This window comes from Mycobacterium sp. 050272, assembly GCF_039023525.1.
Taxonomy (GTDB): domain Bacteria; phylum Actinomycetota; class Actinomycetes; order Mycobacteriales; family Mycobacteriaceae; genus Mycobacterium.
Window position 1 is genome coordinate 514778 of record NZ_JBCHKV010000001.1, and the last position, 14838, is coordinate 529615.

15 protein-coding genes are annotated in these 14838 nt (G+C 63.9%); 9 read left to right on the forward strand and 6 right to left on the reverse strand.

From position 1 onward, the window contains the following. The first annotated feature begins 104 nt into the window (after positions 1–104). Genes AAHS21_RS02605 through AAHS21_RS02620 form a run of 4 tightly spaced genes read left to right on the forward strand, consistent with a single transcriptional unit; the run spans position 105 to position 3505 of the window. A complete protein-coding gene (locus AAHS21_RS02605) occupies positions 105–1040 on the forward strand; it encodes a DUF3060 domain-containing protein (RefSeq protein ID WP_342926142.1) in 936 nt (311 codons plus the stop codon). 30 nt (positions 1041–1070) lie between these two features. Beyond that, positions 1071–2255, forward strand: coding sequence for an FAD-binding oxidoreductase (locus AAHS21_RS02610; protein ID WP_342926143.1), 1185 nt, complete (start codon positions 1071–1073; stop codon positions 2253–2255). 18 nt (positions 2256–2273) lie between these two features. After that, the gene (locus AAHS21_RS02615; RefSeq protein WP_342926144.1) at positions 2274–3164 is read left to right on the forward strand and encodes an aldose 1-epimerase; all 891 of its coding nucleotides are present in this window, start codon (positions 2274–2276) and stop codon (positions 3162–3164) included. Positions 3165–3169: 5 nt separating this feature from the next. Beyond that, the gene (locus AAHS21_RS02620; RefSeq protein WP_342926145.1) at positions 3170–3505 is read left to right on the forward strand and encodes a YbaB/EbfC family nucleoid-associated protein; all 336 of its coding nucleotides are present in this window, start codon (positions 3170–3172) and stop codon (positions 3503–3505) included. Between the two features lie 4 nt (positions 3506–3509). Here AAHS21_RS02620 and AAHS21_RS02625 read toward each other — a convergent pair whose 3' ends face one another. After that, positions 3510–3947: a hypothetical protein gene (locus AAHS21_RS02625; RefSeq protein WP_342926146.1), complete on the reverse strand. Its 438-nt coding sequence runs from the start codon at positions 3945–3947 to the stop codon at positions 3510–3512. A 48-nt stretch (positions 3948–3995) separates the two neighbouring features. Between AAHS21_RS02625 and AAHS21_RS02630 the strand changes: the two genes are divergently transcribed. Beyond that, on the forward strand, positions 3996–4316 hold the full coding sequence (locus AAHS21_RS02630; RefSeq protein ID WP_342926147.1) for a WXG100 family type VII secretion target: 321 nt from the start codon (positions 3996–3998) through the stop codon (positions 4314–4316). Positions 4317–4318: 2 nt separating this feature from the next. Then, positions 4319–4609 (forward strand): WXG100 family type VII secretion target, encoded by a 291-nt coding sequence (locus tag AAHS21_RS02635; protein ID WP_330976527.1) that lies wholly within the window; start codon positions 4319–4321, stop codon positions 4607–4609. Here AAHS21_RS02635 and AAHS21_RS02640 read toward each other — a convergent pair. Next, on the reverse strand, positions 4584–5705 hold the full coding sequence (locus tag AAHS21_RS02640) for a hypothetical protein (protein ID WP_342926148.1): 1122 nt from the start codon (positions 5703–5705) through the stop codon (positions 4584–4586). The genes AAHS21_RS02635 and AAHS21_RS02640 overlap by 26 nt on opposite strands. On the opposite strand from AAHS21_RS02640, the gene AAHS21_RS02645 reads away from it, so the two are divergent. From AAHS21_RS02645 to AAHS21_RS02655, 3 genes are all read left to right on the forward strand, one after another. After that, positions 5598–7109, forward strand: coding sequence for a putative toxin (locus AAHS21_RS02645; RefSeq protein WP_342926149.1), 1512 nt, complete (start codon positions 5598–5600; stop codon positions 7107–7109). The two genes, AAHS21_RS02640 and AAHS21_RS02645, sit on opposite strands and share 108 nt — an antisense overlap. Beyond that, on the forward strand, positions 7106–7741 hold the full coding sequence (locus AAHS21_RS02650; protein ID WP_342926150.1) for a hypothetical protein: 636 nt from the start codon (positions 7106–7108) through the stop codon (positions 7739–7741). Before AAHS21_RS02645 ends, AAHS21_RS02650 begins: the two co-directional genes overlap by 4 nt. Positions 7742–7902: 161 nt before the next feature. Beyond that, complete coding sequence (locus AAHS21_RS02655) at positions 7903–11106, forward strand: adenylate/guanylate cyclase domain-containing protein (RefSeq protein WP_342926151.1); 3204 nt, start codon at positions 7903–7905, stop codon at positions 11104–11106. Between the two features lies 1 nt (position 11107). Here the strand turns inward: AAHS21_RS02655 and AAHS21_RS02660 are convergent, their stop codons facing one another. The 4 genes from AAHS21_RS02660 to dnaJ form a co-directional block, all read right to left on the reverse strand. Continuing rightward, positions 11108–11953 (reverse strand): DUF5995 family protein, encoded by an 846-nt coding sequence (locus AAHS21_RS02660; RefSeq protein ID WP_342926152.1) that lies wholly within the window; start codon positions 11951–11953, stop codon positions 11108–11110. A gap of 34 nt (positions 11954–11987) precedes the next feature. Continuing rightward, complete coding sequence (locus tag AAHS21_RS02665; protein WP_342926153.1) at positions 11988–13163, reverse strand: oxygenase MpaB family protein; 1176 nt, start codon at positions 13161–13163, stop codon at positions 11988–11990. A gap of 89 nt (positions 13164–13252) precedes the next feature. Beyond that, entirely contained in the window at positions 13253–13639 is a 387-nt protein-coding gene (locus AAHS21_RS02670) for a helix-turn-helix domain-containing protein (RefSeq protein WP_342926154.1), read from the reverse strand. Then, positions 13639–14817 (reverse strand): molecular chaperone DnaJ, encoded by a 1179-nt coding sequence (dnaJ, locus tag AAHS21_RS02675; RefSeq protein ID WP_342926155.1) that lies wholly within the window; start codon positions 14815–14817, stop codon positions 13639–13641. The genes AAHS21_RS02670 and dnaJ overlap by 1 nt, the downstream gene beginning before the upstream one ends. Between the last annotated feature and the right edge of the window lie 21 nt (positions 14818–14838).

A 14838-nucleotide genomic window follows, 5' to 3' on the forward strand; every position in this document is an offset into this window, starting at 1 on the left:
GGTATAGGGAAAATGCTTGTCGCGTTGTTCAACGCCGTCAAGGTTGAGTCTGTTCCGCTCAAGTTTAGAATTTTTCTGCTCGATGCGATAGGGGACTTTGGTCCATGAATCAGACGGATAAGGACCTCGCGGCGCCGCCGCGCGGGGTTCCGGCCACCTTCCGGCTCGCCGAGCTGCTGCCGTTTCGCTGGTGGTACGTCTGGACGCTGCTCGCGGTTGCGATCGTCCCGATTGCGCTCTGGATCCAACGGCCTGCGGCCTTCGCCGCGGCGGCGGTGCTCACCCTGGCCGGGATTTACGCCGTGCACCTGTGCGGCGCGCGGGTGCGCATCGGATTGCTCAAGTGGGGCCAGGTCGCAACCGTCACGGGCACTGAAAAGTTCTCGCGCGCACAGCATTTCAATACGCGACTGCCGATGGCACATGAATGGGCGGTCAGCCGGGAGCGCTGGAGCGGTCCCAACACGACGACCAAAGTGTCCTACACGCTCGACGGCCACCGGGGCGAGCTGGTGGCGCAGGGTCGCGAATACGTCGACGGGGTGATCCTGGCCGACACGCGTGATCCGGCACGGGCCCGCTGTGTGACCGCTTTCGCCTACGACCTCGACCGCGACGAGACCGGCAACTGGGCCGGCACGCTTCGCCCCCGGCTGCGGGTGGGGATGGCCTGCTGGTTGCTCATCGTGATCGGTTGGCTGGTCGTAGCGGGTTTGGCGGCGACCGGGACCCGCACCCACCTCGCCGCCGGCGGCCTGCCCACGAACGTCCCCAGCTACGGCACGTTGCAGGTCAACGGGTCCGGCACCACGAAAACGATCCCCTGCAACGGCGGCTATCTCTCGGTGAGCGGCGCGAATAACACGATTACGGTGACCGGCCACTGCACCAGCCTCAGCGTCGCCGGCAAGGGGAATCGCGTCACGATCGACAGCACGGACGCGATCAGCACGACGGGCACCGACAACATCGTCACCTATCACTGGGGCTCACCGAATGTCGCCAACACCGGAACGTCGAACACCGTCGGCCAGGGCTGACGTGCCTAAGCGAGCCTAGAATCGGGCCCCGTGGGATTAGAGGACTCCGATGCGTTGCGGGTACTGCGCGACGCGCTGGCCCCGGACGACTCGGGCGCCGGCGGCGAGCTGGTCCATCGCTTCTACACACACTGGTTCGCGGTCGACGGCTCGGTGCGCGACCTGTTCCCGCCCGAAATGGCCGCTCAGCGAGCCGCTTTCGGCCACGCACTGCACTGGGTTTACGGCGAGCTGGTAGAGCAGCGCGCCCAGGAGCCGGTAGCGTTTCTCGCCCAGCTCGGCCGGGATCACCGCAAATACGGTGTGCTGCCGGCACATTACGAGTCGCTGCGGCGGGCGTTGCGGACAACACTGCGCGCCCACTTGGGCCAACACAGCCCCGGGGCGTGGACAGATGCCGTCGACGAAGCCGCCAACCAGTCGCTGAACTTGATCACCGGAGTGATGAGCGGGGCCGCCGACGCCGAAGAGGGACCCGCGTGGTGGGACGCCACCATCATCGAACATCGCCGGGTATCCCGGGACCTCGCGGTCGTGCGGCTGCGACTCGACCGTCCGATGCACTATCACCCGGGTCAGTACGTCAACGTCCAGGTTCCGCAATGCCCGCGACGGTGGCGGTTTCTCAGTCCCGCCATTCCCGTCGACCCCGGTGGCGGGATCGAGTTTCACGTCCGTCAGGTCCCCGGCGGCCTGGTCAGCACCGCGATCGTCAACGAAAGCCGACCGGGCGACCGGTGGCGGTTGTCCAGCCCGCACGGTGGCCTACAGGTCGACCGCGACGGCGGCGACGTCCTGATGGTGGCCGGCAGCACCGGATTGGCACCACTGCGCGCGCTGATCATGGACTTGTCGCGCTACGCGAACAACCCGAGGGTGCACCTGTTCTTCGGCGCGCGCTACCGCTGCGAGCTTTACGACCTGCCGACACTGTGGCAGGTCTGTGCCCACAACCCCTGGCTGTCGGTCTCGCCGGTGTCGGAATACAACAGCGACCCCGGGTGGGCCGCGGACTACCCGGACGTCACGCCGCCGCGCGGCCTGCATGTCCACCAGATCGGGCAACTCCCCGAGGTGGTCGCCAAATACGGCGGTTGGGGCGACCGGCAGATCCTGATCTGTGGTGGGCCGAAGATGGTCCAGGCGACCAAGGCCGCACTGATCGCCAAAGGCGCCCCGGCGGAGCGTATTCAGCACGACCCGCTGTCCCGTTAGGCAGGCTAGGCTGACCGCGTGCATGTGGTGACCCTGCGCGACCCCACGTCATCGGTGGCCGCACAATTCGTGCCGGACGCGGGCATGATCGGCATCTCGCTGACCGACTCCGGAGTGGAATTGCTCGGCCAGCGGCGCGGCCTGGATGCCTACATCGAGGCCGGCAAGACCATGGGCATCCCGATTCTGTATCCCTGGGCAAATCGGCTGAGCGGCAACACTTATACCGCTGAGAACGTGACCGTCGAGCTGACACCGGGTGAAAACGGGGTGCGCGCGGATCCCAACGGGCTGCCGATCCACGGCACCTTGGCCGCCTACCCCGACTGGCGGGTGGTGGCCGAGTCGGCCAACGAGCTGACCGCCGAAGTCGACTTCGGTGCCGAGCCGCAGCTGCTGGCCGGCTTCCCGTACCCGCACCTGCTGACGGTGTCGGTGCGACTGGCCGAACGGACGCTGACCGTGCGCACCACCGTCACCGCGACCGGTGCGACCGCGGTGCCGCTGTGCTTCGGCTTCCATCCGTATCTTCGGGTGCCCGACACGGCGCGCGCCGAGTGGATCATCGAGACACCGCCGCTGCGGCATCTGAGCCTCGACGAGCGCGGCCTGCCCACCGGCGAATTCTCCCAGCAGCCGGCCAAGAAAGAACCCCTGGGCGACAACGCTTTTGATGACGCCTACGACCAGGTGGCCGAGGGTGCGGTATTCGCGGTGTCCGGCGGCGGACGCCGGCTGGAAGTGCACTTCGAGCAGGGGTATTCGGCGACCCAGATCTTCGCCCCACCCGGCGAGGACCTGGTCTGCTTCGAGCCGATGACCGCGCCCACAGACGCGCTGAGCCGCGGCGGCTATCGCACCGCGCGCCCTGGCGAGCCGGCGGTCTCGGTGTTCTCCATCCGGTTCTAGCAGTCGTGCGCCCCGAGGTCGAACAGCTGCTGCGGCACTGGAACTCGGTGCTGTCACTACTCGACGAGCAGGTCGAGCGGATGCGTACCGAGGCCTTCGCGGTCAGCGATCAAACCGGCACCGTCGAGGTAACCGTCAACGGTCAGCTGCGCCTGGTCGACCTGCGCATCGATCCGGGGATTCTCGGTCTCGGTGCTCGAGAGGTGTCGCAACGCATCAACGAAGCCCTTAGCGAGGCAATGGTTTTCGCGAATGAAAATGTCGATGCCGAAGTGGGCGAGCTGGAGAGCCGGGTCGTCGAGGCGCTGGCGAAGCTGCGGGATTTGCCGCCGGCGCAGTAACGGCTCAGGCCGTCCACACCCGCGGCTCTTCGCGGTGCGCGGTGGGCGCCACCAACTCCACTTCGCCGTCGGCGTCGATGGCGTAGGGAAATATCAGTCCGATCGCCACCCCGTCGCGGTGTTCGACGGTGATCTCGATGCCGTCCCGATTCCTTTCGGGCAGAGTCACATTCAGTGCTACCGCGGCGGCGCGCAGGCTGTCCTTCAGATCGGCGACGGCGCGCCACTGCGCGGCGAGCTGATCGCCGATCGCAAGATCCTGGCCGCGGGGATAGTTGGGCGCAATGGCCTGGTGCTGGCCTTCATTGGATACCGCGAGCGTGAACGGCAGGAACTCCCCCGCCGACGCGATGCGGCCCAGCGCGAAGTCGACGGCAGCGTCGACCAGGTCATCGAGATCGGCTTGGGCTTCTGCTGTCACGTTGTCGCGCCAACCGGCCATGTGTTTGAGGGTAGCCTGAATCAGGACCTCTTTCGAAAGGTGCGGGGGATGGCGGGCAATGAGCTACGGGCCTACTGTGCGGGGTTGACGCACGCGTCCACAGTGGCCACCGATGCGGCCGACGAGATCGAGGGCCTGCGTGCCAGGCTCGGAACGCAGCTGGATGGCCTCGGCCGCACCTGGACCGGACAGGCGGCCAGCGCGTATCTGAGCATCTGGGCCGAGATCAACGACGAGTGCGGCGACATGCTCGGTGACTTGCGCTGGATCGGAGAATCGCTGTCCGCGGCAGCCGCGGCCTACGCGAAAATGGAAGGCACCGGGGCCAACGCACTCGGCAGCATCGCGCCCCCGGCGAGTGGGCTCTGATCGTGGCGCGGCGCACCGTCAACGAGGCCGAGCTGGTGGATGCGGCCGACGCATTGCGGCAGTTCTGTCAGACGATGAAGGACCGCCTGAACGAAGTGGCCACCGATTTGAAGGGCCTGCAACAGACCTGGGAAGGCGTGGGATTCGACGCGTTCCTCGAGCGTCTACAGCATTGGCAGCGCTGGGCCGACGAGATGAGTGAGGTGGTGTTCGACATGCACCTCAACGCGCATATCGCGCATCGCAACTACGTGCACAATGCCGAGGTCAACACCGCGATGTGGGGCGGATAGCTGCCGGACTGTTCGTCGGCAAGTTCGACGGCCCGAACTCCGAAGGAACGGCCTTGACACGCAACGACTTCGGGAACGGATCGGGCAACGCGGCGAGCTGGCCGCGGTCGGCAGGCTCGTCCATGGGCACGTACAGGGCGCCCTCGTCGTAATAGGTCGTGCCCTCGGACGGCAGGTAATCACCGGCCAACGGGAGATATTCACTGCCCAGCCAGGTCCACCAGGTCGGCGGGTCCGGCAAGCCGAGAATTCCGTCGGCGCCGCGCAGTGCGCCGCTGCGGTCCCAGCTGAGATCCGGGGGCCCGGACAGTTTGTGGTTGCGCAGCACTTCGCCGGTGGCCAGCACGCTGCCGCGTCGTCGGGCGTACTCGATGAAAAAACGCCGCACCGTGTTCCGCCACCGCGGTTCGTCCAGGGGCTCGGCCACCATCCGGAGATGGTCGACCATGTTGCCGCCGTACACGTTCGAGTACAGCCCACCGTCCAGACACGGCAGTGTTGCGTTGAACCAGGCCACATCTGAGTAGGTTGAAACGAACTCGTCGTCACCATCGCGGTCCAGCCGGTGCTGGTAAGGCTGGTAGCTGCCAAAGCGGCGTGGAAGTGCCTCGGGCAGAAGCTTTCTGGCAAGTTCTAGCCAGATCTTGGGCGCACTCGGTGCCGACTCCGGTGAGTACCAATGCAGATCGAGAATGCGGATCAGCTCCGATGTGGGGCGCGGCACTTTGCGGGCACGTTTGGCACCGAGGATGTCCTCGGTCTGCTCGTCGATCGCCACGCCACCCGCGGCCACGGCCAGGGCTTTCGCGAAGCGCCGGGCGGGCTTGATCTCAGCGGGGTTGCTGCCTTCGACGATCACCTGCCAGCTGGTGGTGGGATCCAGCACGTGTGGCACTACGTCGTCGGGCACATCCTCGGGATCGATCTCGTAGGGCCCGAACACGGTGAACGCGTAGTTTTCCTGTTCGCCCCGCAACACCCTCACCTCGTGATCACTGCTGTCGCCGACGGCCAGGCCGGGAATCGACGCGACGATCGTCTCCAGCTCGTCATCGCCGATACTGGTCGGGGCATAGACCGTGAGATCGTAGGACATGGCGTCGACGCTCCTACTCAGGTGACTAACGCGTATTCCCAGGCTGCCATAGACTCAACCGCCAAGCGTGAGAGTGGGGCGGGGCCACCGGTGACGGACGTCGATCCAGAATTGTTCTACGATGCGGCCGCTGCCTACAAGGAGAGCAGCGACCATACCGCCGCCGCGCTGAACAAGCTGACCGCGGTGGACGCCGCCAACGCCGCCGGCACGCACGGGGTGGGCCCGCAGTGGGCAACGGCCTACGACGCCGCCGCTGACGAAGTCGGGCAGGTCGCGTACCGGCTGGTGAATGCCTTTCATAACCTGGGCAGCCTGCTGCGCCAAGACGGGGTCAACCACGACGAAACCGAAGAGGCCTCGACGCTCAACCAGCGGGATGCCTACGGGGCGCCGATCACACCGCCGGGTGAATCCGTGGGAACCTTCATCGACGCGGCCGTAAAGGTGAGTTCGGTTGCGGGAGGCGGCGATCCCGAGCCGCCGCATTGGGATCTGGTGCGCGGCCAGATCACCGACGGCTGGCCGGACGGTCACCCCGACCACGCACTATCGGCCTCGGCAGCATGGGAAACCTTCGGCCACGATCTGGTGGGCATCGACGATCAACCCGGGCCGGAGGAACAACGGTTGATCGTCGACGTCGAGGCGGCAGAAATCGCTTTTGTCATAGACCGACTCAACGAAGCGCGCATGGTCAGCACCGATATCGCGGGCGCATGCGGCGACATGTCGCGCGCGGCCAAGGATTACGGCAACGAGTTGAAATCGGTCAAGGACGACATGGCATTCATTATCAAATGCCTCTACCTGATCGTGACAGCGCTGGATGCCTACCCGCCGCAATTGCATCTCATCGCCGAGGCCATCAAAAACACGTTCATCGCAACGGCGGTCACTCAGATCAACGGGCTCAATGCCGCGCTGCGGGTGACCGCCACGGCGTCGATGAAGGACTTGGGGGTAGCGGGTACCGCGATGGGCACCGCACTGCCGGCGGTCAAATCGATCCTGGCGCTGGTGCCGCGCAGCGTTACTCCCACGCCGACGCAGAGAGTTAACGACAACCGGCGGAAAGGCCGCCGCGCTGAGGAACTCGCCGGGATCAATCCCACCGTGAAGAAGCGGACGATTCAAGTATTTGACCCTGACACCGACGAAGAGCGGACCCGGATTCCGGACGAAATCGACGACCAGACCCACGTGGTTCGCGAGGTCAAGAACGTTCAGAAGTTGGATGCCACCCAACAGATTAGGGATATGGCGCAGTGGGCGAAGGACAACGGATACAAGTTCGTCATCGTGGTAGATAAGGGCCGTACCGATTATTTAGGAATGGTAGCGACAATGAAAACGAAGTACGGATTAGACGTAGAGATCGACGATACGAAGAATTTGTCATGACGTCTTCCGACGACCCCGAGAATTGGTCTCAAGCCAAACAGGCGATGAAGCGCCAGCTGGACGAAGCCGGTATCCCCGAAGACACTGTGTGGGAATTGGTCAACTCCCGCAACGATTATCCGGAGGCAGTACCGATCATTGTTGACTGGTTAGAGCACCTCGACGACCGCGTGCCACCGGATGAAGACCGCCGTGCGTGGCGGGCAGGGCTACTTCGAAATCTGATCACCAAACACGCCAAGGGCAACCGCGCAGCCGCCGATATTCTGTTTCATCAGTTTGAAATTGAACCTCCGCTGACGAATCTGGAACTCGAGGCAGCAGGCTTCGCACTTGCCGAAGTGGCCGACCGCTCCGACTTCGCGCGAGTGGCCGCGCTGATCCGCTCCGAGCGGGACTTTCCCACCAAATCACAGCTCGTGCGCTGGCTCGGCCAATTCAAAACTGAGGAAGCCAAAGCTCTTGCTGTAAGCCAACTCCCGAACCCAAGAACGCGATCGGCGGCCATGGCAGCCTTGGTGCGCCAGAAGGCCACCGGCGTGCGCGGCCCCGTCGCCGTGTACCTCGACGACGAGCACGAGGTGTGGCGCAAGAAAGCCCGCAAGACTCTCGACAAGCTTCCCGACGACTGAAATCCATGATCAGGCATCCATCGCAATTGACGAGAGTGTCAATAACGGGCGTTGGGTGAGCTGACTGAACAGCTGGGAGTGCCCTGCCGCATCTGATGAAAATCGCGCCGCTGAACGGTATTGTTGGCCCATCCTGGGGGGTAGGGCACAGGAGGAGCGGGTTGGTCGCTGGCGACAGCGTTGCCTCGATAGACGACTTGCTGGAACGCGCGGTGCGGGCCATCAACGCTGGAGACCGCGCGACCGCGACCACGTTGGCCGGGCAGGTGCTTTCGGTCGACCGCAGCAACCCTGAGGCCGAGGACCTGCTCAGCGCACCCGCCAACTACGGCGAGATTCGCCGGCTGACAATTTTGGTGGCCGACCTGGTGGATTCGACGGCGCTGTCCACTCGACTAGAGCCCGAGATCTACCACACCCTGGTCGGCCGCTACCGGGAGCAGGTGACCCGGACTGTCGATCGCTACGAGGGGCACATCAGCTCGATCAAAGGCGACGGATTGTTGGCCGTGTTCGGGCATCCCAAGGCACATGAGGACGATGCACGGCGAGCCGTTGCGGCGGGGCTCGACATCATTCGTGTCGTAGCCCAACTCAGCAAGCGAGCCCAAAGCAAGTTTGGTGAGACCATCGACGTTCGAGTCGGCATCCACCGCGGCCTGGTTTATCTCGACACCGACCAGGACGACGTTTACGGGTTCGCCGCGAATTTTGCCGCACGCGTTTCGGGTTTGGCCGAGCCGGGCACGGTCACGGTGTCGGATGCGGTTGCGCCCCTGGTGGATTACTTGTTCGAACTCGAAAACCGCCCGGCCGCAAAGGTGAAGGGCGTCAACGGTTTGATCAACTACCATCAGGTGCTCGGTGAGCGACCCCACACGGCCCCGGTGCGTCGGATACCGCTGATCGGGCGTGACCGCGAGCGCGACTGGTTGCGGCAGAGTTGGCAGCAGGCGTGCGACGGGGCACTGACCAACCCGGGCATCGGATTTTGGGGAGAGCCGGGAATCGGCAAGAGCCGACTCGCCACTGAGGCAGCCGAATTGGTGCGGAGTTCGGGCGCACCGGTGATCGAGCTGTTCGGTTCCCCGCTGCACACCGACACCGGCTTGCACCCGATACGACGGCTGATCGAGCGCCGATGCGGCATCACCCGGCTCACTGCCGGGAGAGAGCGGCTGGGCTTGCTGAAGGACGAATTACGCAGCTGCGGAATGGAACCCGACAGTGTAGTGCCGTTATTCGCTCCGATCATCGGGGTCGGCCCCGAGCAGGGCTATAACGCGGCTGCCGTAGAAGGCCGAGCTCTTTACGAATTGATCAAGACGACTGTTCAGCAATATCTGCGGGCCTGCATCGGTGATCAAGCCGGGCTCGTGATCGCCGAGGATCTGCACTGGTACGACCCCTCTACCCTGGATCTGGTCAATTCGCTGCTCACCTGCACCGACGGACGACTACTAGTGGTACTCACCGGACGTGACGGCGATTGGCTGCGAACAGACTGGCCGACAACACATTTCGAGCTCGCACCGTTGACCGACGAGCAGTCCGATGCGCTCATCAGCGCATTAGCCCCGTCGGCGACCGACGACCAGCGCGCGGCGGTGCGCAACAGATGCGACGGTGTCCCGTTCTACATCGAACACGTCGTCGGTGAGCTCGATATCTCGGCGGGGGTGCCCGAGGCACTGTACGAGTCGCTCTTCGCCCGGCTGCACCGCCCGCACGCCGATGTAGTGCCGGTGGTGGAGGCGGCCGCGGTCATCGGGCGCGCTGGCGATCTCGCGTTGCTGCGGTCGGTGGTCGGACCGACCAATACCAACGTCGACGCCGTCGTCACCGAACTTGTGCGGGCACGAGTACTCGAGCGGCGTGGAGACAACCGGTGGCGCTTCCGCCATGAGCTGTTTCGCGAAGTGGCCGCCGAGCTGGCCCCGCCATCGCAGGCTCGGGACTTGCATGCCCGTGCGGCCCGAGCTCTGGTCGATGCGGCCGTCGGCGCTGAACCGGATTGGCCCTTGGTCGCAAGCCATTTCGCGCAGGCATGGCACTACAAGGAAGCCGTCGAGGCCTGTCGGAAGGCTTCGGTGAGCGCCCGACGCCGGGGCGCCATCCATGAGGCGGTCGAATGCCTGACCAAGGCGATCGGCGAGCTGGGCCACTGTACTGCGGGATCTGAGCGGGACCGCACCGAAATCGCCATCCGGATGGAACGCGGGTTCCTAGCGGGCGCAACGCACGGCAGCATGAGCGGTGAGGGACCCGCCGACTTTCAGCGCTGCCTCGCGATAGCGAGCGACGGAAACTATGAAGAGGAACTCCTGACTACGCTTACCGGCCTCATCGGCTACTACGTGCCGCGGGCCGAACTGCATCGAGCCCACGAGCTGATCGACTCACTGTCCGCCCGCATCATCAAAAATCGACCCTGGAGTCACCCGGCAATAGCATCGGTATTGGGTTCCGTCGTCTGGTTAGAAGGTGACTTCATGGGCGCCCGCGAACACCTGATGCAGGCACTGGCCGATAGTTCCGCGGCCGATCCAAACGTACTGGACACCGCATGGTGGGTGAACGTCGACCCGATCTCGTTGGCGCACACGTACATGGCACTGACGCATACGGTGTGCGGTGACCTCGACCGTGCCAACACTCAGTTGACCGATTCATTCCGGCGATGCGATGGCCTGGGGTTTCCGCGGAATGCCTACAACCGGGCGAATACCTATTACATGGAAATCTGGGTGCGGCTGGAAAACAGCCAAATAGACAAGGCCGAGAAGCTGGTGGCGGAGCTTCGGATGCTCAGCGCGCAGTCGGGACTTGACGTATGGCAGTTGGTCGGTAGAACCGAACACGCAGCGGTGAAGGCGCTAATCGCGCTGAGAGAAAACGAAGATGCGGCGACGCTGGGCGCCCGCGCGGAGAAGCTGGCACGGTGGATCGACGGCTCCCGACACATGCACCTCAATATGTTTCTCACGTTTCACGATGCGATCGTCGGCCGCCTGCTGATTGCGGCGGGCAGGCCCGACCTGGCACGGAAACGATTGGAGATGGCGCTGCAGCACGCGGAAGTAACGGGCATGCACTTCTACGATGGCGAGCTGATGCGCGTGCGGGCACAGACGTTCGCCGACGCGCAAACGCGTCGCAATGCCCTGACGGCCGCACTCGACTTCACCCGGCATCAAGGCGCGACACTCTTCGAATTGCGCTGCTGTTTAGATCTTCTCGACATCGACGGCAGTTCTGAACGGAGCATGCTCGTTGACGTCGTCCGCCGCTTTCCGGGTGACACTCGATGGCCGGAACTGGCCCGAGCAGAGAGCATCCTCTCGAAGCCTTGCGGTCGCGGCTAGATCAGCGGTATCCCTTCTCAGGCTTGTACGGAGTATTCGATACGTCTTCGAGCGCTCGAAGGTTGCTAACCACGTCGCGGCATTCATGCTTACCAATGAGACGAACGAGTGCAGGGAACGGAGTAAACCGTGCGGGCGGCTGCAGATACCAGGAGCCAAGCGCCGCCGTCCAGGCTTCCTGGTGCACTGTTTTCTCGAGGACACTCGACGAGTGCGTCGCCAGATAATAGGCGAAATCCCAAGCCCCCCTGCGTAATTTCCTCAGCGAACGCTGCAAAAAACCGATCTCACCCGGTATCAACCAGCGGGTCCAGCGTATCTCCGGTGAAAGCTGGTCGATGACCCTGAGGACGTCTGGTAGTTGCTTGAACAGGATAGTGTTGACGCGGTTGTAATCGTCCGCCAAGCTGTCCATCGAGTTAGGCGCGACGGCGAAGACTGCGAGCCCGAGATCGAATGTAATGTGGGCATTCATCCCGGCCATCAAGTGCTGCAGAATGATCGCCTGACCGTCGTGGTCTCCGACGAACGAGACCGTCCATGGCAAGCTTGGGTCGTCACCTTTGGCCGGGTGGAAATAGGCATTCAACGCATTGAAATATCGAGTGGCGAAAGCGATGTCGAGTGCTTCCATTCGGGGCCCGTCATCGAAGATTCTATCGTTGACCGCGTCGCGAATCGCCAGGGTCGTCCGCTTGTAAAGAACCGCAAAGTAGCCGATATGACTCTTGGTTTCGGTTGCCCAACCAATGATCTCGTCGATGTTGCGTAGTACGTCGTCGATGGTTTTGGGTTCATTGAGCCGGTTAAGTCGGAGCGCCGAACTGGTAGGTATGGGAGCAGACATACCGAAAGACCTTTCATTTCAGGCGAAACGCGTGTTATTGCTTCGACAACCCCCAGTCTCTGGCGAGGTGATCGGGTATGTCGAACGGTGCCCGCTCCCCACCGCGTTCGAACGCGAACAGTCCCTGCATCAGATCGCGTGCGAAGGGCCGGGCTAGTTCCGAAACGAGCTGATAGCGTGGAGAATTCCGCAAATTACGGCCGAAGATGAGAACCCAAACCCTGTTGACGACCCGGGTGACACGTCCGAGGTCGTCGGTAAAGCTCGACGTCGGCACCTTCAGCATGTCGGCGTAAGTGTCGCCGATCAGGTGCCGTATCAACGGCGGAATCGTCTTGTCGAAGTCGCGACCGGGCGTCAGTTCGTCGAGCAGCTCCATCAGCGCCCTGGCCATGTCTTGCCCTTGCGACGACGCCGTGAACTGCCGGCGACGGATGGTCTCGACCAGGTCGGTGGCATCGTCAACACCGCGCACCCGCATGTCGTCGTCGATGCCGAGCAGGTGGGCGATCACGTTCCACAGATGCAGATAGGCCTCGCAATCCTCGTCGGAGACGCGCACTCCCAACCGGCGCATCGGCTCGACGGGGACATAGGAGAACGAGAGCATGGTGCCGGCGAGATCCTCCTGGTTGATTGGTATGCCCCAGTGGGGATCCCAGAAGCCGGGCTCCTTCAGACTGCGGTCCTCGATCAGCTTGCGCACCGCGGCGTGCATCAGGCGGATGTGCTGGATGGTGCGAAAGCCCTTGCCTTGCGGCTCGAAGCTGCCGACGGCGAGCACATTCATCAAGAACTGGCCGGTCTCGATCACTCGCCGGCGCGCATCGTCATTGAGCCGGGCAGTCAGCCAGAGCACCTTCACGCCGTTGGCCGCCGCGTACGCCGACGGCAGGGATGCACAGAACAGACACAGGGAGATCTGCAGTCCCCAGGTTTCGAACAACTTCTGCCCGCGGTTGATCTTGGACAGGTCGGCCCAGCCCGGCAGCGTCATGTTATGGGCCAGGTAGTTTTGGACCGGCCCGGGCAAGCCCGCGGGCACCAGCTGGTCGTTGCGCACCAGGGTGCGGATCAAATCATTGACTGCCTGGACACTGCCCTGCTGGAACAGCTCTTCGACGACGTCGTCCGCCACGGGATCCCCGTGCTCACGCTTGCTGTTGAGCAGCTCGTCCGTCCACCGGGAGCCCCCAGGTGCGCCCGTCATGCAGGCAGCATGGCAGATGGGTAGGCCTTCTTGCTAGAGCCGAGAGCCGCTCAACGTAGATATAGGTAGTCGGCTACTCGCTCGCTGCCCTAACGGCCCTTGCGCGGCTGCCACACCACCAGCGCGGTGCTCTTGGGCACCACCGCGACATCGCGGCGCTGGTTGGCGCGCAGCATGGCAATTTCCTCGGCCATCTCCTTAAGCCGCGACTGCAGTGCCTCGACCTGATTGGTCAGCTCGATGATCCGCTTGATGCCGGCAAGGTTGACGCCTTCGTCCTGTGAGAGCCGCTGCACCTCACGCAACAGATCCACATCGTGCTGCGAATAACGCCGTCCGCCACCGGAAGTGCGGCTCGGTGTCACCAGCCCGAGGCGATCGTAGGTGCGCAAGGTCTGCGCATGCATGCCAGCCAGCTCGGCGGCCACCGAGATCAAAAAGGTGCGGGCATCCTCTCGCTTGGAGTTCTTCGCCATCAGCGGTTACCCGCCCACCCCGCGCGCGGGTTGAACCCACTGGCGCGCTCGGCCTCCGCATAGGCCTCCAGTGCCTCCTGCGCGGCGCCTTCCAAGTTCGGTGGCACAGCTACTTTCACGGTGACCAGCAGGTCCCCGCTGCCGCCGCTGCGCTTGGGCACACCGCGTCCGCGCACCCGCAGGATCCGACCGTCGGCGGTGCCCTTAGGCACCCGCACGCCAACCTTGCCGTCCAGCGTGGGAACCGAAAGCGTTGATCCCAAGGCCAATTCGCTGAAGCTGACCGGCACCGTCACGGTGAGGTCGTCGCCGTCGCGGCTGAAGACCTTGTCCGGCCGCACATGCACCGTCACGTAGAGGTCACCCGACGGCGCGCCGCGCAACCCGGCCTCACCCTGCCCGGGCAGCCGAATCCGTTGCCCGTCTTCGACACCGGGAGGGATTCGCACGTTGATGGTGCGGGTGCGAGTGGTGACGCCGGTGCCTTTGCACTCGTCGCAAGGGTGCTCGATGATCGAACCACTGCCCCGGCAATCGGTGCAGGGCTCGGAGAACCCGAATGCACCCTGGTTGCTGCTGACCACGCCGGCGCCGTTACAGGTGGGGCACACCTTCGGACTGGTACCCGGACGTGCGCCGCTGCCATGGCAATTGGTGCATGGTGCCGGGCTGGTCAACCGCAACGGCATCGCGACGCCATTGGCGGCCTCGACGAAATCCAGCTCGGTTTCGGTTTCCAGATCGTTGCCACGCCGCGGCCGGCTGGGACGACCGCTCGCGCCGCGTCCGAACAAGCCACCGAACAGGTCACCGATGTTGGTGCCGCCGCTGCGGCCCGCGGCGTCGAACAGATCGTTGAGATTGAACTCGGCGCCGTCGCCACCCACGTTGAAACCACCGAAGCCGCCGGTGTCGAACCGCCGACCGCCAAGACCACCACCGGCGAAGAGCCGACGGGTTTCGTCGTACTCCTTGCGCTTGGCCGGATCCGACAGCACGTTGTGCGCTTCCGACACCGCTTTGAACCGTTCTCCGGCGGCGGGGTTGTCGGGATTCGCATCGGGATGCAGGTCACGCGCCAACTTGCGATAGGCGCGCTTTATCTCTTCGGGGCTGGCGTCAGAGGAGACGCCAAGCTCCTTATAGAAGTCCTTTTCGACCCATTCACGCTGGGCCATGTCGCGTCACCTCCCCTCACC